Annotated in this window: 17 protein-coding genes and 1 pseudogene; 14 read left to right on the forward strand and 4 right to left on the reverse strand. The window is 44.1% G+C overall.

The features are described 5' to 3' along the window. Positions 1 to 14 precede the first annotated feature (14 nt). The 7 genes from DYE66_RS10975 to DYE66_RS04790 all read left to right on the forward strand — a co-directional run bounded on the left by DYE66_RS10975 (position 15) and on the right by DYE66_RS04790 (position 7,192). Complete coding sequence (locus DYE66_RS10975) at positions 15 to 542, forward strand: hypothetical protein (protein ID WP_244914164.1); 528 nt, start codon at positions 15 to 17, stop codon at positions 540 to 542. Continuing rightward, on the forward strand, positions 505 to 723 hold the full coding sequence (locus DYE66_RS10980) for a hypothetical protein (RefSeq protein ID WP_244914165.1): 219 nt from the start codon (positions 505 to 507) through the stop codon (positions 721 to 723). Before DYE66_RS10975 ends, DYE66_RS10980 begins: the two co-directional genes overlap by 38 nt. 178 nt (positions 724 to 901) lie before the next feature. Beyond that, on the forward strand, positions 902 to 2,749 hold the full coding sequence (typA, locus tag DYE66_RS04770) for a translational GTPase TypA (RefSeq protein ID WP_115324969.1): 1,848 nt from the start codon (positions 902 to 904) through the stop codon (positions 2,747 to 2,749). 135 nt (positions 2,750 to 2,884) lie between these two features. Then, complete coding sequence (locus DYE66_RS04775; protein ID WP_115324970.1) at positions 2,885 to 3,187, forward strand: DUF3165 family protein; 303 nt, start codon at positions 2,885 to 2,887, stop codon at positions 3,185 to 3,187. 318 nt (positions 3,188 to 3,505) lie between these two features. After that, positions 3,506 to 4,861, forward strand: coding sequence for a UDP-N-acetylmuramoyl-L-alanine--D-glutamate ligase (murD, locus tag DYE66_RS04780; RefSeq protein ID WP_115324971.1), 1,356 nt, complete (start codon positions 3,506 to 3,508; stop codon positions 4,859 to 4,861). A gap of 2 nt (positions 4,862 to 4,863) precedes the next feature. Next, entirely contained in the window at positions 4,864 to 5,937 is a 1,074-nt protein-coding gene (locus DYE66_RS04785; protein WP_115324972.1) for a UDP-N-acetylglucosamine--N-acetylmuramyl-(pentapeptide) pyrophosphoryl-undecaprenol N-acetylglucosamine transferase, read from the forward strand. A 40-nt stretch (positions 5,938 to 5,977) separates the two neighbouring features. Then, positions 5,978 to 7,192 carry a cell division protein FtsQ/DivIB gene (locus DYE66_RS04790; protein ID WP_019788193.1) on the forward strand — a complete coding sequence of 405 codons (1,215 nt, stop codon included), beginning with the start codon at positions 5,978 to 5,980 and terminating at the stop codon, positions 7,190 to 7,192. Positions 7,193 to 7,922: 730 nt separating this feature from the next. Here the strand turns inward: DYE66_RS04790 and lrgB are convergent. From lrgB to DYE66_RS04810, 4 genes are all read right to left on the reverse strand, one after another. After that, on the reverse strand, positions 7,923 to 8,645 hold the full coding sequence (lrgB, locus tag DYE66_RS04795) for an antiholin-like protein LrgB (protein ID WP_115324973.1): 723 nt from the start codon (positions 8,643 to 8,645) through the stop codon (positions 7,923 to 7,925). A gap of 23 nt (positions 8,646 to 8,668) precedes the next feature. Then, positions 8,669 to 9,115 carry a CidA/LrgA family protein gene (locus DYE66_RS04800; RefSeq protein WP_115324974.1) on the reverse strand — a complete coding sequence of 149 codons (447 nt, stop codon included), beginning with the start codon at positions 9,113 to 9,115 and terminating at the stop codon, positions 8,669 to 8,671. A 275-nt stretch (positions 9,116 to 9,390) separates the two neighbouring features. Beyond that, positions 9,391 to 10,122: a LytTR family transcriptional regulator DNA-binding domain-containing protein gene (locus DYE66_RS04805; protein WP_115324975.1), complete on the reverse strand. Its 732-nt coding sequence runs from the start codon at positions 10,120 to 10,122 to the stop codon at positions 9,391 to 9,393. Continuing rightward, on the reverse strand, positions 10,103 to 11,848 hold the full coding sequence (locus DYE66_RS04810) for a LytS/YhcK type 5TM receptor domain-containing protein (protein WP_115324976.1): 1,746 nt from the start codon (positions 11,846 to 11,848) through the stop codon (positions 10,103 to 10,105). Before DYE66_RS04810 ends, DYE66_RS04805 begins: the two co-directional genes overlap by 20 nt. Before the next feature lie 427 nt (positions 11,849 to 12,275). On the opposite strand from DYE66_RS04810, the gene DYE66_RS04815 reads away from it, so the two are divergent. The 7 genes and pseudogenes from DYE66_RS04815 to DYE66_RS11175 all read left to right on the forward strand — a co-directional run. Further along, positions 12,276 to 13,754, forward strand: coding sequence for a hypothetical protein (locus DYE66_RS04815; protein ID WP_115324977.1), 1,479 nt, complete (start codon positions 12,276 to 12,278; stop codon positions 13,752 to 13,754). Between the two features lie 351 nt (positions 13,755 to 14,105). Then, on the forward strand, positions 14,106 to 15,650 hold the full coding sequence (locus DYE66_RS04820; RefSeq protein WP_019788009.1) for a peptide chain release factor 3: 1,545 nt from the start codon (positions 14,106 to 14,108) through the stop codon (positions 15,648 to 15,650). A gap of 409 nt (positions 15,651 to 16,059) precedes the next feature. Next, complete coding sequence (locus DYE66_RS04825; protein ID WP_115324978.1) at positions 16,060 to 16,902, forward strand: hypothetical protein; 843 nt, start codon at positions 16,060 to 16,062, stop codon at positions 16,900 to 16,902. A 123-nt stretch (positions 16,903 to 17,025) separates the two neighbouring features. Continuing rightward, positions 17,026 to 17,874 carry a type II CAAX endopeptidase family protein gene (locus DYE66_RS04830; protein WP_167410113.1) on the forward strand — a complete coding sequence of 283 codons (849 nt, stop codon included), beginning with the start codon at positions 17,026 to 17,028 and terminating at the stop codon, positions 17,872 to 17,874. Further along, the gene (locus DYE66_RS04835; protein WP_115324979.1) at positions 17,861 to 18,136 is read left to right on the forward strand and encodes an autorepressor SdpR family transcription factor; all 276 of its coding nucleotides are present in this window, start codon (positions 17,861 to 17,863) and stop codon (positions 18,134 to 18,136) included. Before DYE66_RS04830 ends, DYE66_RS04835 begins: the two co-directional genes overlap by 14 nt. Further along, positions 18,126 to 18,770, forward strand: a complete 645-nt coding sequence (locus tag DYE66_RS04840; RefSeq protein WP_019788349.1) for an SdpI family protein — start codon at positions 18,126 to 18,128, stop codon at positions 18,768 to 18,770. The genes DYE66_RS04835 and DYE66_RS04840 overlap by 11 nt, the downstream gene beginning before the upstream one ends. A gap of 329 nt (positions 18,771 to 19,099) precedes the next feature. Further along, positions 19,100 to 19,198, forward strand: a pseudogene (locus tag DYE66_RS11175) (YSIRK-type signal peptide-containing protein); the annotation flags it as partial. Between the last annotated feature and the right edge of the window lie 308 nt (positions 19,199 to 19,506).

Genomic DNA, 19,506 nt, shown 5'->3' on the forward strand with positions numbered 1-19,506 from the left:
ATTAGGAGAAGGATATGAAGGTTTATAAAGTAAGTTACATGCGAGAACTCTTTCTTTGTGGGATACTTCTAGTTGTAGGACTCTTCGGGTTAGCTCAGTTAAATTTTATCCAACAGAGCAATCAAAATTATAGAAGTCCCGATGAAGAGTGGGTCAGTAAACGTCCCAAGATGTCAGCAGACTCCGCCACTAAGGGTTTAATTAAGTCAATGGGGGGAAAAGAAGAGGATGCTCAACAAGTAGTTGATACCTATAATAGCAGTATTGAGAACGAAAAAACTTGGTTTGAAAAATCTAGGCAAGAAAGACTAGCTAAAGCAAATCAGGACTTTGGCCAAATGACTATAGCTTTTGGATTTTTGTTTTTCTTGTCTATTGGATTGGCCTGGGCTCATTATCGAGAGCCTTTTTCACTCAGACTTAACCCAGGATTTATTGAGATTAAACCCAGACTTTTTAGTAAGCCCATCAGTATTCCCTATAGTTCACTTAAGCAGATTCGATATGACATTCAAATTATCCCAGGTTATCCCAGGTTATGAAAATAGTTTATATAGTTTTACTAGAGGGGTTCGTCTGAGGAAGTTTCTCTATTTTGACGACCTCCAAGACAAGGAAATTACGAGTATTTCACTCAGCCGAGTTGCAGGTGCTAATTTCAACGACTTGTATGCTGAAATTTCTAAGCTAGCTCCTAATCTTAAATGGGTTTATCCTGATTAATCTTCCTATTCGACAAATTGCTAGCAGAGAGGGTCAAGATTTTGACTTTCTTTTAATCTTTAAAAATAAAATTTCATCAGGTTTTCTAAAAACGTTTACATGGCTTAGGGCCTGATTTTTAGGGGAATTCATGCTATAATAAAAAGGTTGAAATATTATAAATGTAATCGAGGAAAACATGATTAAACTTAGAGAAGATATTCGTAATGTTGCTATTATCGCCCACGTTGACCATGGGAAAACGACTCTTGTTGATGAACTCTTGAAGCAATCCCACACCTTGGATGAGCGTAAGGAGTTGCAAGAGCGAGCTATGGACTCCAATGATTTGGAAAAAGAACGTGGCATCACTATCTTGGCTAAAAATACAGCTGTGGCCTACAATGGTACCCGTATCAATATCATGGATACCCCAGGACACGCCGACTTCGGTGGTGAAGTTGAGCGGATTATGAAGATGGTTGATGGGGTTGTCTTGGTCGTAGATGCCTACGAAGGAACCATGCCCCAGACCCGTTTTGTTTTGAAGAAGGCCTTGGAACAAAACCTGACCCCAATCGTGGTGGTTAATAAAATTGACAAGCCAGCTGCTCGTCCAGCAGAAGTTGTTGACGAAGTACTGGAACTTTTCATTGAGTTGGGTGCTGATGACGAGCAATTGGACTTCCCAGTAGTTTACGCCTCAGCTATCAATGGAACCTCATCTCTGTCCGACAATCCAGCGGATCAAGAGCACACTATGGCTCCCGTCTTTGATACCATTGTTGACCACATTCCAGCTCCAGTAGATAATTCTGACGAACCCCTGCAATTCCAAGTCTCACTTTTGGACTACAATGACTTCGTTGGTCGGATTGGTATCGGCCGTGTCTTCCGCGGTAAAATCAAGGTCGGTGACCAAGTTACCCTGTCTAAATTGGACGGAACCACCAAGAACTTCCGTGTTACCAAGCTCTTTGGTTTCTTCGGTCTTGAACGTCGGGAAATCGAGGAAGCTAAGGCCGGTGATTTGATTGCCGTGTCTGGTATGGAAGATATCTTCGTCGGTGAAACCATCACCCCAACCGATGCGGTTGAACCTCTGCCAATTCTGCACATTGACGAGCCAACCCTGCAAATGACCTTCTTGGCTAATAACTCTCCATTTGCTGGTCGTGAAGGAAAATGGGTAACCTCTCGTAAGGTTGAAGAACGTCTCTTGGCTGAATTGCAGACCGATGTTTCCTTGCGAGTTGACCCAACAGATTCCCCTGATAAATGGATTGTTTCTGGTCGGGGAGAATTGCACCTGTCCATCCTGATTGAAACCATGCGTCGGGAAGGCTATGAATTGCAAGTTTCTCGTCCCGAAGTTATCATCAAGGAAATTGATGGGGTCAAGTGCGAGCCTTTCGAACGTGTCCAAATTGATACGCCTGAAGAATACCAAGGGTCTATCATCCAATCCCTTTCTGAGCGTAAGGGTGATATGTTGGATATGCAAATGGTTGGCAATGGCCAAACCCGTCTGGTATTCCTGATTCCAGCCCGTGGCTTGATTGGTTACTCAACAGAATTCCTTTCCATGACTCGTGGTTACGGTATTATGAACCATACCTTTGACCAATACCTGCCAGTTGTTCCTGGCGAAATTTCTGGTCGCCACCGTGGGGCTTTGGTTTCTATCGATAATGGTAAGGCAACCACCTATTCCATCATGCGGATTGAAGAACGGGGAACTATTTTCGTCAACCCAGGTACCGAAGTTTATGAAGGAATGATTGTTGGGGAAAATGCCCGCGACAATGACCTTGGGGTTAATATTACAACAGCTAAGCAGATGACCAATGTCCGTTCCGCAACCAAGGACCAAACGGCTGTTATCAAGACACCTCGGATTTTGACCTTGGAAGAGTCTCTGGAATTCCTCAACGATGATGAATATATGGAAGTAACGCCAGAATCTATCCGTTTGCGTAAGCAAATCCTGAACAAGGCAGCCCGCGATAAGGCCAACAAAAAGAAAAAAGCGGCAGCGGCTGAATAAGGCATAGACTAGCAGGCCTGTGCTAGGTGACTTAACGGCCCTTGACTAGCTAGCTTTTGCTTAATCGCTAAGAGTCTTAGACCGAGGTTTGCCAGTTCCAAGTCCTAGTCAATTTTTCCTTAGGAGGGTCAAGCAATGTTTTACTTATTTGTGGCCATCTTGATTGCCATCTATTATTTCTTTGCGGCTCCTAAGACCGTAAAAAATACCATGAATATGATTTCGACCATGGGAATAATTGCAGTTCTGCTGGTCATGTCGATTCTTGGTTTTGTTAAATTGATTCAATCGCCTCCCGAAGTCTTTGTGGCCTTAGCTATGCTGGGACTAGCTTATTTTAGCCTGCGGGATGTCCTAGACCTCTCAAGCCGGCCCAACAAGCACCGCAAACTTCTGGTTGGTTTAAAGGATTACCTTGTCAATCATTTTAGAGCCTAAAAAGGAGCCTCAGGGCTTCTTTTTTAGAGCTCTAAATTTAAGACTTAGTTTGGGACCTAGAAATCTCTTCTAGTAGATTTTATTCCCGCTTTGAAGGGAAAAGCTGGTCGACCTTGTCTGCTATGGCATAGCAATAGCTTGTTCGATTTTGCCAGCCCCTTTGCACTAGTGGAGGAGAAAGCCAGTTCACTTTGGAGGCTGGTATTTAGCTCCAAGTGCATTAGCACTTAGGGGTCACCTCACCCTAATGCTAGGCTTGAAAAAGAGGCTGATTAAGGGTAAAATAAAGGGAACTATACTAGTTGGAAGTGGACTTATATGAAAGCGATTAAAGACTTTGAAAACAAGAAGGTGCTGGTCTTGGGACTAGCCCGTTCAGGCGAGGCTGCAGCTCGCCTCTTATCAAAATTAGGAGCTATTGTGACTGTTAATGATGGCAAGCCTTTTGAGGAAAATCCTTCGGCCCAAGCACTTCTTGAAGAAGGTATCAAGGTTATCTGTGGTCACCACCCCCTTGAACTCCTTGACGAAGATTTTGCGGTTATGATTAAGAACCCAGGGATTCGCTATGATAACCCCATGGTAAAAAGGGCCTTGGAAAAAGGTATCCCAGTCTACACCGAGGTAGAGTTGGCCTACCGGATTTCTGAAAGTCCCATTATTGGTATCTCAGGGTCCAACGGGAAAACAACAACAACAACCATGATTGCTGATGTCTTGAATGCAGGAGGCCAATCAGCCCTCCTATCAGGAAATATTGGTTTTCCAGCTTCAGAAGTAGCCATGACGGCGACAGACCAGGATACGCTGGTTATGGAACTGTCTTCCTTCCAACTGATGGGAGTTGAGACCTTCCATCCCCATATGGCTGTCATTACCAATCTTATGCCAACCCATATTGACTACCATGGAACTTTTGAGGAATACGTGGCAGCCAAGTGGCACCTGCAAGATCAGATGACTGCTGATGACTACCTAATTCTTAATTTTAATCAGGACTTAGCCAAAGACTTGGCGACTAAGACCCAGGCGACAGTTGTCCCATTTTCAACCCAGGAAGAGGTGGACGGGGCCTATCTCAAGGAAGGCTATCTCTACTTCAAAGGTGAACAGGTCATGGCGGCTGATTCTATCGGCGTGCCAGGCAGTCACAATGTTGAAAATGCCCTAGCAACCATTGCCGTTGCTAAGCTGTCTGGAATTGCTAATGAAGTGATTGCTGAGACCTTGGCAAGTTTTGGTGGGGTTAAGCACCGTTTGCAATCCTTAGGGCAAGTCCAGGGCGTTGCCTTCTACAATGATTCTAAATCCACTAATATCCTGGCCACCCAAAAGGCTCTATCTGGCTTTGACAATAGCAAGGTCATCCTGATTGCTGGTGGCTTGGATCGAGGCAATGAATTTGACGAATTAGTGCCAGATATCACTGGGCTGAAGAAAATGGTCATTTTGGGCCAATCAGCTCCACGGTTGAAACGGGCAGCGGATAAGGCTGGCGTTCCCTATCTGGAGGCTAAGGATGTCAAGGAGGCTACTCGGATTGCCTTTGAAGAGGCCGCATCTGGCGATGTTGTACTCCTCAGCCCTGCCAACGCTTCCTGGGATATGTATAAGAATTTTGAAGTGCGGGGCGATGACTTTATCGCAGCCTTTGAAGGCTTAAAGGGAGAGTAAGCATGGCTAAAAAAATCGTCTTTACTGGTGGTGGGACCGTTGGCCATGTCACCCTTAACCTCATTCTCATTCCTAAGTTTTTAAAAGATGGCTGGGAAGTCCACTATATTGGTGACAAACATGGCATTGAGCATCAGGAACTGACCAAGTCAGGCTTGGATGTCAAATTCCATAGCATTGCTACAGGAAAATTGCGCCGCTACTTTTCTTTTCAGAATATGTTAGACGTCTTCAAGGTTGCTTGGGGTGTCCTGCAATCTTTGGCAATCATTGCCAAAATCAGACCCCAGGCCCTCTTTTCTAAGGGAGGCTTTGTCTCGGTTCCTCCTGTTGTGGCAGCTAAGTTGTTAAGAGTACCGGTCTTCGTTCATGAATCAGACCTCTCCATGGGGCTGGCCAATCGGATTGCCTACAAATTTGCGACAAGGATGTTTACTACCTTTGACCAGGGCAAAAGTTTGACCAAGGCCCAGCATGTGGGGGCCATTACCAAGGTCAATCAGTCCAAGCAAGAAGACACAGAACCAGAAGAAATCGAGAAAGTTAAAGCTGCCTTTGATCCAAATTTGCGAACCCTGCTCTTTATTGGGGGGTCTGCTGGGGCTAAGGTCTTCAATGACTTTATCAGCAATAATCCCAATCTGACTAAGTCCTACAATGTTATCAATATTTCTGGGGATAAGAGTCTCAACGGTCTCAGCCAAAATCTCTACCGTATTGATTACGTGACTGACCTCTACCAACCCCTGATGAACTTGGCGGATGTGGTTATCACTCGCGGTGGTTCCAATACGATTTTTGAACTGCTGGCCATGCAAAAGCTCCACATTATTGTTCCTCTGGGCAGGGAAGCCAGTCGGGGCGATCAGTTGGAAAATGCAGCCTATTTTGAAAAGAAGGGATATGCTGTCCAACTCTTGGAACCTGATTTGACTCTGGAAAATCTGGAAGCTAAACTTGATCAGGTCTTGGCCAAGAAAGACACTTACCGGTCTGCCATGGCCGAGACGACAGAACTCAAATCACCTGATGAGTTCTATCAACTATTAAGCTCGGCTATTGCCCCCAAAAAATAATCAAGACTCCCAGTTCGTTTTTGTCTAAAAGGAGAAAATCTTGGCGAAAAAATCAAAAGATAAAAAAAATCAAAAGCAAGAGCAAGCTCCTCTGACCGAGTGGCAGAAACGCAATCTTGACTTTTTGAAGCAAAGGGAAAAAGAGAAAAAGGAGCAGGAGAAGCTCAAAAAAGAGCTGGCAGATAAAAAGCGAGCTCGTCTCCAGGCCAATTCTACTAAAAGAGAGGATGGGTTTGAAAGGGAGAAGAACTCCCCAAAGAAGAAGGCTAACTCAAGCAAGACCATCTCCAACAAGAAGGGCAAGTCCGTCAAGCAGCCTCCGGTCAAGCCTCTTCCTAAGAAGAGAAAGCCTAAGACTAAGTCAACCAAGTTTAAGCGACGGATGACCAGTATCTTGCTACCTGCTTTCCTGGGGATTCTCTTAGCCATTTACATGCTGACGCCTTTGAGTAAGATTAAGCAGGTGACGGTGGATGGGGCCAATCGCACCAATAGCCAGTCGGTTCTAAAGGCTTCTGGTCTCAAAGACAGTGATTATACCCTGGCGACAATTTTTAATCGCTCGAAATTGGCCCAGTCCGTTAGTAAAAATGATGTCTGGGTCAAGTCAGCCCAGGTGGATTACCGTTTTCCTTTCACCTTCACCATCAAGGTTAAGGAATATAGTATTGTCGCCTATGCCCAGACTGACCAGGGCTATGTGCCAATTTTAGAGAGTGGAACCCGTCTTGATAGTGTTGAAGCTACAGACTTACCTGACAAATTTACCACCATCAATCTAAAAAATGGCAAGTATCTGTCCAGTCTGATTAAAAAATTGACCAAGATGGATAAAGCCTTGATTTCAGAGATTAAGGTTATCACCTTGGCGGATTCGAAGACAACTCCTGACTTGCTCAATCTAGAAATGCAAGATGGCAATACGGTCCGAGTTCCCCTGTCACAAATTGACAAGAAGCTCCCTTACTACGATAAGATTAAGGGAAGTCTCAAGGACAATAAAATTGTCGACATGGAAGTGGGAATTTTTGCGACGAGTGATAACGCTCAGACCAGCGACAATAGTTCAGAAGTCTCTTCCGACCAGGACTCTAATCCGTCCGGTGAGGAGAATCAAGATAATAACCAAAATCAGGATGCCAATCAAAATCAAGATTCTAATCAGGGTCAGGACCAAAACCAGGCTGAGGATGCTAATGCCTCGCAAACCGAGAATTCGGACCAGACCAATGATGATCAAGCCCCTAATCAGTAGCTCCCTCTAGTGGACTTTGGAAGAAGCATCTGATAAAAAGAAAAAGCGAATGATAGAAGTTCTTGTTAAAGGCTCCTATCATTCGCTTTTTATTAGTTCAAAAATCCATAAGGCTTTTAAAGATTTCCAATAGGTTATACTCTTCAAAAATCAAAACTATCCCACGGATTAAGTCACTCTATGATTTCTCATTAGAGTGACTACGAAAACTACGTGTAGTTTTCTATATCCCTGACTAATTTCATAAAAACTGTAACATTGATAGTTTTTACTCCATGTCGCATCCTTAACTCACCTTGCCGTACTTACTGAGGAAAGCGAAGCTTTCCCTATTTCCAACCTCAAAAGGTCTCCCAGACCTTTTGAGCTACCTGCAGTTCGTGCGACGCGGAGCAAAGTTGGTCGATTTCACCAACTTTGTGAGGTTAGTAAGGGAGCTAGGCAATCTCCATAGCGATTGCCGTTTGGGAGTAAGACAGAAGGTCTTTGACAGCTGTCAAAACCCTTCGTCACCTCACACCTTTTTATTTTAAGGTGTCGGCTAAGACAGTCCACCGGACTGTCTTACTACCCCAGCAAGGGTGACTAGCTGTCTGCTGTGCCACGAAGTGGCGCAGCAGACACCTACTGCGACATCAGTCACATTAGTGACTTGATGTCATTGCTCCTTGCCTTGGCCAATTTTGATTTTCATTGAGTATTAAGTATCAAGCATGGATTTTTGATTGACTTAAATCATGAAATGGCCAAGGATTGGTACCACAAGGTCAACGACTAGACCGATAATGACGACTGAAATAGCGGCCATAGCTCCTTGGATTTCACCCAATTCTAGGGCAAAGGCAGCACCAACGGTATGGCCAGATGTTCCTAGGCCAAGTCCAACCCCAATTTCACTGCGGTCAAGACGGAAGAAGTTGACTAGCTTGTGACCAAGGGCATAGATGATAACGGCATTGAGGATGCAGGCCATGGCTGTAATGGCAGTATTGCCTCCAATAGCATGGGCGATAGGTAGGGCGATAGCAGTAGTGGCAGCCTGTGGCAACATGGAGGCTGTCCCAGCAGAACTAAGACCGAATAATTTTGAAATGGCCATGATGGTAAGGACCGAGAATACCATCCCAAGGACTAGACTACTCATAATTTCGCGCCAATACTTTTTGACGACTTTATTCTTCTTGTAGAGGGGAATGGCAAAGGCAATAGTAGCCGGATTTAGGAACCAGAAGATTAAGTCACCCCCTGGTTTGTAGTTTTGGGTATAGAGTGTCTTTATATCGGTACCTAGTCCTTTTGCCATTAGGTAAAGGAGGACGATACCCAAGACCATTGAGAAAAAGAGGGGTTGTAGGAGGAAGAAACCTCCGGTCCTCTTAAAAAGATAGGTTCCCAGAGTATAGAGGATTAGCGAGAAACAGATGCCAAAGATGGGGGATTTGAGTAATTCCATTTTCTTTTCCTAACCTTTCTTAATCATTTAGCCGAGTGAGAATGACGGAGTTTAAAGCTCGTCGTTAGGGATTTTGATTTATGCCCTTCCAAATTTAAAATAAGGGAGGTCACATAGGTCACTACTACCAGCATGATGATGGTTGACAGGCAGATGACGATGACCAGTTGGAGGCCCTCTGCCTTCATAATACCTAGGTTAGCGGCTAATGAAATTCCAGAGGGAACAAACATAAAGCCAATCATACTAATCAGTAGGCTGGCTAGCGAGTCAACCCACTCTAGCTTAATTAGGTGGCTGGTCAGGAGTAGGTACATAAGGATTAAACCAATTACCGTAGAAGGAATTGGCAACGATTTAGGGAGCAAATCAGAAATCAGTTGCGAAACCAATAAGATGGTGGCATAGATGGACAACTGAATAAAAATTGGTGCCGATTTTTTTTGCTCTGTTTTTTGACTATTTTTCATAATTGCTTTCCTCCTACTTGCTAATAGCTTCTTTTTATTGACAAGTATATTTTAACGCTATTTTTAGGAAGCGTTTCCAAAAATTACTTGGAATGCAAAAAAAAGAAGCTGAAAAGCAAATTTCAACTTCCGAATGACAAATGATACTCAATAAAAATCAAAAATAGTCAAGGCAACGAACTGCAGGCAGTACTTGGGTACGGCAAAGTGAGTTAACGCTGGATAGTTTTGATTTTTGAAGAGTATGATTTGGACCAACTGATGAATTTCAAAAATTAGAGGGTGAGATGGGCATTGAGTTCTTTGAGATATGAACGACCGACTGGGAATTTTTGACCATTTTTCATCACCAGAAGAAGGGTGTGATTAAACCAGGGTTGGACTTCGTGAATCATCTCCAGATTGACAACGGTATTGCGATGAATTTGGAGGAAGTTACCTGTCGTGACTCTTTGTTTAAACCAGTTGAGAGTTTTCTTGACCTGGTAACTATGGCTTTCGGTGCTAACGCTGAGGAGGCCGTCCTCAATGTTGGCTGAAACAATTTCTTGTACTTTAAGAACGACACTGCGATCGGCTAGGGCCAAGCTCAGGAGCTCAACAGTCTTTTTCTCAACAGTCTTTTCTGGCTTTTGTGTTAGCTGGCGGATATTTTGAACTTTCTTCAGACTTTGGTCAATGCGTTCTTGTTCAAAAGGCTTAAGAATATAATCTGCTGCATTGGTTTCGAAGGCCTTGACAGCGTAGTTATCATAGGCTGTCGCAAAAATGAGAAAAGGAGGGTGGGCTAACTTTTGCAGGCGCTGGACCAGGCTAAAACCATTTTCCTCACTGAGTGAAATATCAAGGAAGAGGATATCTATGGTTTGGCGAAAGAGAATTTTTTCGGCCCCGGCAATGTCTTCTGCCTGAAAGATCTCCGGATTTTCCAGGACCTGACTGTGTTCAATGAGGTAAGCTAGTTCTTGTCTTGCCAGCACTTCATCATCAAGGATTAGAATTTTCATCATCATTATCTCCTATTCTCTTAGGAATTAAATACCAGACCCTTGTCCCAGTCTTATCGCAATCAAAATGGAGCTGACTGTCACTGCCATAGAGTAGGCTGAGGCGATTATTGAGATTAACCAGGGCCGTCCCACTGCCACTAGATTCAGAAACAATCTCTTGCCCCAATTTATCAATAATCTTTGGTGAGATGCCTTGACCGTTGTCGCTGACAGAGACCCTGTAGCCCTTATTTTCTTCTTTGACTTCAATACTAATGCGATTGTCCTTTTTACGATCCTTAAAAGCATGGCGGACGGCATTTTCAACTAGAACCTGGAGTCCAAAGGGGGGAAGTTTGATTTTTTCGGGAACAGAAATCTGATAATCCAGCTGATATTTGTCTGGGAAGCGGAGTTTTTCCAGATTCATATAGGCATCAACATGAGACTTTTCTTGCTCGAGTGTAATTTCTCTTTCCTGCCCTCCCTGGAGACTGGTTCTAAAGAAGGTGCTGAGTTGCATGAGGGCATAGCGAGCCTTATCGGCATTGATACGCAGGAGGGCGCTAATGGTGTTGATGGCATTGAAGAAGAAGTGGGGGTTGATCTGAGCCTGTAGAGCCTTGATTTCAGCCATGCTGGCCAATTTATTTTGCTCCTCAGCGATACCAATGGCTAGCTGGCCAGAGAAAATCTGAGCTAGACCCAGGGCCAAATTTTTCTCAACCTCACTCACTTTCTTATTGCCAGCAAAATACATCTTGAGTGCGCCGATAGTCTTATCGTTAATTTTTAAGGGGACAACAACGGCGGAATTGAGCAAGCAACCAGGCTCTGGACAAGAAATTGCTCCACGGTCAAGGGCAATTTGGGGCTGACCAGTCTGGATAACCGCCTTGGAGAGGTCGGTCTTGACCGGCTGGCCTGAAATGTGGTGGTCCTGACCAACACCAATATGGGCCAAGACATTAGTCTGGTCGGTCAGGCCGACAGCATCAAAATTAGTATGCTCATTGATAATCTCACAAACCTTGGTAGCTGAGAACCGATTTAGACCTTGACGCAGGTAGGGAAGGGTCTTTTGTGTCAAATCCAGAACATCTCTTGTTTGTACCGCCTTGAGTTGGCTTTCATTGGAGAGGTAGGTTTTGAGGATGGTCAAGAAAATCGTTGACCCCAGACTATTGAGGAGCATCATGGGAAGTATAATCAATCTGACCAAGTCCCAACCAGAAAAGTACCCCACAAAGACCATCTGAATGGACTCAGCGATGAGACTGATGAGGATGATCTTTGACGTTGAAGGGTAGAGCTTTACTCCCTTGAAGTAATCTCCCAAGCGTCCGCTGATATAGCCAACCAAGGCAGAGCTAAAAATATAAAAGAGTCCCGAGAAATTTCCCTGGAAGAAGCGGTGAACACCACCAATAATACCGACAATGGTTCCAACCAGAGGGCCACCAACGAGGCTGGCTGTAGTAATGACTAAGGTTCTGGTATTGGCTAAGGAGTCCGAATGGGAGATGGTTGTTAAAATGGGATGCTCGATTAAACTTTTGTCACCTCTGATTTCGATACCAGTCAGGTTGGAAATAATGACGAAGATGCCAAAGATGATGATTAGGGCCAAGGTCTCGCGCCTAGAGCGCTCGACAATTAGCTGGCGGAAATAGCTATTATTAACCAAAAGAAAGGCTAAAATCATGATAATTCCTAATCGTTGAAAGAGTAAAATCATTAACATTTTTGGGCCCTCCTAGCTGGTCTAGAAATTTTGTAAGGGGTTACGGATTCTTCCTAATATTCTAAAGCTTGAGTTTTTAATTTTCAAGTCTCATCAAAAAAATCAGTTTCATCACTTATGAGCAAACAACCTGAGTCTAGGGGGATGGACAGCTTTCGAAAATTTTTTGAGGCTTCAAAAAGTGATATTTGGCTGTCATCAATTTTTTCGCCTCTTGATGTTAGTCAGGTCGGCTTGTTTGGGCTTGAAATCTCCTTTCTGACTGAGACATCAGATTAAATTTCCATTAAGAGAACTTTACAAGGAGAGAGAAAACGTGCTAAAATAGGGCTATTATAAGAAGTAGCTGACATCTGAGCTGGCTAGAATTTTATTAAAAGCTTGCCTAGGAGTTAGGAACTAAAAATGCTTAAGGAGACAACGTAATATGGCAACCAAAGAAGAATGGGTAAAGTCCTTCGAAGCGGCGATGGGGCGCAAGCCAACAGCAGCTGAATATAGCCAGGCTATGGCAAATGGTTTTGACCTTTCCGCTTTCTCAGTGGCTCCAACACCAGGTCCAGCCCACCAAGAAGCAGCGGTTGGAGAGGCCAAGTCTAATCCGGCTGACAACCGTGAGAATTGGATGAAATTATTTGAGTCGGTGGCTGGTCGTAAACCCTCTGCGGATGAATTTATGAAAGGAAAGGCCACTAACTTCGATAGGACCCAGATTGCTTCAATCCTCAATAATGAGGCCCAAGGACCATCTGTGGGTGAGCAGTCTTCTAATCAGGCCCAAACGTCACAGCAACTTGCTCAACTTCAAGCAGGAGCTGGTTCGGCTCTTGAACCGACCCAAGTCCCTTTGGATAAAGGGTTAAGTCAAGCCCAGGTCAACCCGGGGCAAGCTCAAGTCGCTCAAGAACCTTCTGCCTTCAATAATCAAGTGCAAATACCTCAGCCAGGTCAGCCTGCTTTCCAGTCCAGCCCTAACTTTCCTCAAGGTCAGCCTAGTCAGCCAGGAGCCGCTAAGTCAAGTGGATCCGGTCTTGTCCTAAGCCTGATTTTACCTATTGTTTCAATGGTCTTGTCCCTCACCTTTATGATTTTGGGCTTCTTCATCTCGGCTCCCTACTTCCTAATTTTCTCTGTTTTAGGATTGGTTTTCGCTGCCATCTTAATGTTTGTGAACTTTAAGGGAAAGAAGATCCTGTCTATTATTGCGACAGCCTTGGCTCTTTTAGCCCTTATTGTCAGCAGTGTTGCGGTTTTCACTAAGGTAGCAGAAAAGCCGTCCAGCAATCATAGCCCTGCAAGTAGTAAAAAAGAGGAAAAAGTTAAGGACGATAGTACTGACGTCAATGATTACATTGATAAAAATTATAAATTTGATTGGAAACAAAGTCAGTTTAAGGATTTGAAGGCTAAATCAGACTCCGTTGCCGATGTCATTAAAAAACATGGTAAAGCTAGTGAAGCACAGATTACTGGTGACGGTTTACGTATGGTCTATAAAGATAGTAAAAAAGGAAGTAATAATAGAGTAACTCTGAGCTTTGAAAAGCAGTATAATGGGAAGTTTATTCTATCCAGCGGTACGGGTAACTTTGATGCTGATGATATTAGCACCTCAAGCGACTATAAGTCTGACTGGAAAAAAGAAGACTATGATGCTTTGAAGGAAGGTGACAGTCAAACAGGCCAAGGTGGTACAAAGTGGACAGACGTCAAAAGCAAGCATCCCAAGCTATCTACAGCCTACTATACCCTATATTTCTATGGTGAAGAGGACATTATTTATGGCTTACACGTAAGCTATGCAGACTATGAATCGGATGATTCCCATCTTGACTATGTCGGCCTCTCCTTTATTTCTAGCGATAAAGGTAAAACCTATAACCTAACTTCTAAGTACAGTAGCTAAAAATAAGAAAAAGTCATAAGAGGGGCAGAAGCTCCTCTTATTTTATCTAGTTGACTGGGACTTCTTTAACGTTCTGGAATAGAATACTTCTCTGGTGTGGACTGAACCTAGCCTGGTATCTATTGCTGACCGTCGAAAGACTCTTGCTGGCTGGAACGTTGTACAATGACTATAACCCAGAATCTTCAGTAGTGCCTTGCCTTTGCGCTTGGTGTCCTTGCCTTGCCTTTGCGCTTGGTTGCTTTCAGCCTCCTTTTTAGCTATAATGGAAGGGCTGTGCGGGGCGTTGCTTCTGGGGCTTGTCTCTAGTGGCTGGCTCTGCAAATTCAAGATAAAGAGATTGGAAAAACAATGACCTTACAAGACGAGATTAAAAAACGGCGGACCTTTGCCATTATCTCCCACCCCGATGCTGGGAAAACGACCATCACCGAGCAGTTGCTCTACTTTGGCGGTGAAATTCGCGAGGCTGGAACTGTCAAAGGGAAGAAGACAGGGACCTTTGCCAAGTCTGACTGGATGGATATTGAAAAGCAAAGGGGAATCTCGGTAACTTCCTCGGTCATGCAGTTTGACTATGCTGGTAAACGGGTTAATATCCTAGATACCCCAGGGCATGAGGACTTCTCCGAGGATACCTATCGGACCCTGATGGCTGTTGATGCGGCAGTCATGGTTGTCGATTCGGCTAAGGGGATTGAAGCACAAACCAAGAAGCTCTTTGAAGTTGTCAAGCACCGTGGCATTCCTGTTTTTACCTTTATCAATAAGCTGGACCGAGATGGGCGTGAACCCCTTGACCTTCTAGAAGAATTAGAAGAAGTGCTTGGTATCGCCTCTTATCCCATGAACTGGCCAATTGGGATGGGACGGGCCTTTGAAGGTCTCTATGACCTTCACAACCAGAGGTTGGAGCTCTACAAGGGTCAGGAGCGCTTTGCTGAGCTTGCTGATGGTGATAGTCTCTTTGTCAACAATCCCTTCTATGAGCAAGCCAAGGAGGATATTGAACTCCTGACTGAAGCTGGGAATGAATTCTCGCAGGAAGCTATTTTAGAGGGTCAACTGACCCCCGTCTTTTTCGGCTCTGCCCTGACCAATTTTGGTGTACAAACCTTCCTAGATACCTTCTTGGAGTTTGCCCCAGAACCGCATGGACACAAGACCACAGATGGACAAGAAATTGATCCTCTGGATAAGGATTTTTCAGGCTTTGTCTTTAAAATTCAAGCCAATATGGATCCCCGCCATCGGGACCGGATTGCCTTCGTGCGGATTGTTTCGGGTGAATTTCAGCGAGGTATGTCAGTCAATCTGACCAGAACTGGCAAGGGAGCCAAGCTCTCTAATGTCACCCAGTTTATGGCTGAGTCCCGTGAAAATGTTGAAAATGCGGTCGCTGGCGATATTATTGGGGTTTATGATACGGGTACCTATCAGGTTGGCGATACCCTGACGGTCGGTAAGAATAAGTTTGAATTCGAACCCCTGCCGACCTTTACCCCAGAGCTCTTCATGAAGGTGGCCGCTAAAAATGTCATGAAGCAAAAATCCTTCCACAAGGGAATTGAGCAATTGGTGCAAGAAGGAGCCATTCAGCTCTATACCAACTACCAAACAGGTGAATACATGCTGGGGGCTGTTGGTCAGCTGCAATTTGAGGTCTTTAAACATCGGATGGAAGGCGAGTACAATGCAGAAGTGGTCATGACGCCTATGGGCTCCAAGACGGTTCGCTGGATTAAGCCAGAGGACTTGGATGAACGGATGTCATCCAGTCGCAATATCCTAGCCAAGGACCGCTTTGACCAACCCGTCTTTCTCTTTGAAAACGACTTTGCCCTCCGCTGGTTTGCCGACAAGTATCCAGATGTGAAATTGGAAGAGAAGATGTAACGCGATAAGTGGCACTAGGCACGTTTTGTGCCAGTTCCACTATGGTAGTCTCTATGGTGACTACCTAATCCCCTTACTAACTCCACCAAAGCAATGTTATCGATTGCTTTGGCTCCGTGTTGTACTCTTTTTTCACCTAAGTTCTAAAGAACTTGGTGGCGAACGTCAATTGATTTGGCGAATTGACTAGCTCCCTCACTAACTCCCAAAGGACGACATTTTCGGTCGTCCTTTTCCTGTGTCCTGGTGGATAACGGTAGCTAGCTACTTCTTAGTGTCGGCCCCACTAGGGTGGCCGAAAATCCTAGTTTTCCCTTCTTACAAGCTCCCCACTTATGCTATAATCGACCTATGTGTTTCATATCAGAGTTTGAGATTCTTGGTCCTTATCAATGAAAGGTTGCCTATCATGACTTGGGAAATTTTTCTTCGTTCTTTGTTTAATCCTTTTTCTAATCTGAGAGAGATAGCTAGAGCTATTAAGATGGCTCAAGGGACTAAAAAAGTAAGGCAAATTTTGCTCCATCTATTTTTCTTCCTCTATTCGCTCTCCCTCTATCTTTTTATCTTGATTCATTTCTTGGGGTCCTGGCTTTCCAAGGGGTACACTGGTCCCTTAGCCAGCTATTTGAATGGGCTGGCCTTTGATGGTCGCTTCAAGCTGCCCCATGCAATAACCTTTGGAGTTAGCTATACCAGGGCTTATTACTTGGGTAATCTCACCTCTTATTTTTTGTCAATCTTCCTTCTTTGCTCCTCTGGCCTTATTTATTTTCCTTGGTTATTGAGGCAAATTTTTAAGAGTCACTCGTTTCTAGGTCAGAATAAGTGGTATAAGAGACTGATTCTCCTAATGATTGGTCTGGCTAGTGGCCTTATATTTTTAGTTGTTGGAATTACCACAACGAAAAACCTTGGCTATCAATTCCAGATTCTCCGTCTTTCCAAGACGAGTTCCTACGAGATTCGTGAGGCGACTTTGACAAGGCGGGAGTCCTACAAGGTCCATATGAGTGATGAAGGGGGATCTGGCTATGATAAAACAAATTACCGCCTAGTTCTTGATGATTTTGACACTTGGGAGTTGGTCAATGATAATCATCTGCCAACATCTTTCTTCAAACTCAAGGAGGGTGACAAGGTTTATTTGCTGCTTGCTAAAAATCCTAAAACTGGTCAGGAAATTCCAGTGGATTTGGAAACCAGTCTTGTGCAGATAAAGGAAACTAGGTCCCATCTCTTAAATGATTAAGGACTTCAAAAATTCTAAAAGCAGGAACTGTTTTGATTTTTTTCTAAATAGTTCTTGTTTTTTCTGAGCCGGCGTTATATAATCTATTTAGAAATAAATCTAAATAGAAGTGAAGTGTTTGCTATGAAAAAAATCTTAATATTTATAGGTTTGACTTATGGCCTAGCTTGGGGAATTTGGTTAATAGCCTATCTCATGGGAAGAGGCTTGAACGTTCTGGTTTTAGTTTTAGCTATGTTTGCTCCAGCCTTGGCTTTTTTAGTTTTAAGAATATTTAGCAAGGGACAGGTTGAATTGGGTGCAGACTTTCGTTTGCATCTCAGAGAATCTTGGGGTTATTTTCTCTTAGCCTTGTGGGGACCAGCTATACTGACCGTTTTGGCTTATTTGCTCTATTTTCTGGCTTTTCCGAAAGAGTTTGTTCTCAGTTCGTCTGTCTTTAGCCTTGCTAAAAAAGCCGGAGTACCAGCTTCCCTAATCATTCTCAGCAGTCTTTTTCGTGTTTTAACCCTTGGGCCCCTTATCAATACTTTTGTGGCTATTGGAGAAGAAATCGGTTGGCGGGGTTATCTTTTTCCCACTTTAAAACAGCAGTTCAGTCCTTGGTCAGCTCATCTCTTGATCGGCTTGATTTGGAGCCTTTGGCATTTGCCCATCAACTTACAAGGCTATAATTACGGCTTAGCCTATGCTGATCAGCCGTGGCTGGGAATCCTAGCCATGTTTCTATTTTGTTTCGGTCTAAGTGTTTGCCTGAGCTATCTTGTCGAAAAGACCGGTTCAATCTGGTCAGCTGCCCTTTTGCATGGTTCTCTGAATGGCTGGGCCTCCTTTACCACTCTCTTTGCCCTAAAGGCCAATCATCTTATTCTTGGTCCTTTCCTAAATGGCCTGATTAGTTGCCTTCCTCTACTTGTCTTAGCCATTTACCTTCTAAACAAAGAAAGGAGGACCGCCTATGGGCTTCGCTGATACTTTTAAGGCCCTGTCCAGTCCGCTTCGACGAGAGATTCTCAATCTTTTAAAAAAGGGGCGCCTGTCGGCTGGTGAGATCTCTGCCCATTTCGAGGTGACAGGGGCCACCATTTCTAACCACCTCAAGGTCTTACGAGAGGCAGACTTGATTGTCGAGACCAAGGAGAAGAATTTTATCTACTATGACCTCAATGCTTCCGTCTTAGAAGAGGTCATGGTTTGGTTGGCTGATTTGAAAGGAGATCATCATGAAAGTTAATAAAAAATTGCTAGCTGCAAGTAGCTCTATTATCCTCTTACCCATCTTATTTGGTCTTTATGCTTGGCAAGACCTGCCCAATCGAATGGCCACTCACTTTGGTCCAACTGTTCAGGCGGATAGGTGGGCTTCAAAGCCTTTTGTCATCTTCATCATTCCCTTATTTTTACTGGGGCCCCACCTCTTGGCTATCTTCCTAACTAACCGCGATCCTAAGGCACAAATAACTAGTCTCAAAATAAGATACCTAACCTATGCTATTGTTCCCTTTATTTCGACCTTTTTTGCGGTCTATATGTACAGAAAAAATCTAGGATATCCCGTTAATACAGCCTTGACTATTGGCTTAGCCTTTGGTTTTTTCTTCATCGTGATAGGCAACTACCTACCAAAGATTCGCCAAAATTCTAGGGGTGATTTGCGTTTTCCTTGGAACCTGAATGATAATGGAGCCTGGAACTATGGTCGTCGTCTGGCAGGCTTTCTCTGGGTTTTAGGTGGCTTGGTCATTTTGATTGACGGCTTCTTTAACCTGGCCTTTGTCTGGGTTTTCTTTGGCACGGTCTTTGTCATGGTGACCCTGCCCATCATTGCTTCCTATCTCTATTATCGGAGACATGGCCAAAAGGTCTGAGCCGAGATTTCTGCTCGGCTTTTTTTTTAATAGGCTAGGCAAAGTTCAGCTAAAGGCTAGGGATTAGTAATGATCATCTTGATGATAGGGTGAACGACCTTCTCTCTTAGCAGCTGTAAGTTGCGTTTCTACCAACTTCCTTCTTGAGTGCTAGTTCCTTGAAAGGTTTGCCAAGAAAACTCAGCAGGGATTATTACTAACTTGTCATAAGTCAGAAAAATTGTAAGGGCTTTGAAAGTAGATGAAAAAATCGCTTAAATCTCTCTTAAAAATTGTTAAAACTGGTAAAATATGCTAAAATGACAGGAATTACAAGGAGGTATGATTCTATGCCATTGGAAAAACACCAACGTTACAGTTTTCGTAAGTTAAAATTTGGCTTGGCCTCTGTTGCCCTTGCCGCCTTTCTGACGGGTACTGCCGGTCTTGCTCAGGCTGATGAGACCAGTAGCACGGAACAAGGAGATGGCAATCAGCTGACCAGTCAGGACAACAAGCAAGAGGTCAACCAGACTCAGGCGGATGCTAATCAGGTCCAAGTTGATAGTAACCAAGCCAATAGTGCTCAGAGTGCCCTTGCTTCAAGTGAAGGAGAAGGTCAGCAAGATCAGACTACTTCGGCAGGAACCAGTGAGGTTAATGCGAATAACCAAGCGGATTTGGCTCAAGCTACTGATGCTAGCCAAGGGACAACTAACTTAAACACTGACCAAGCTAGTTCGGGGGCAAATTCTGA

Source organism: Streptococcus downei MFe28, assembly GCF_900459175.1.
Classification (GTDB): domain Bacteria; phylum Bacillota; class Bacilli; order Lactobacillales; family Streptococcaceae; genus Streptococcus; species Streptococcus downei.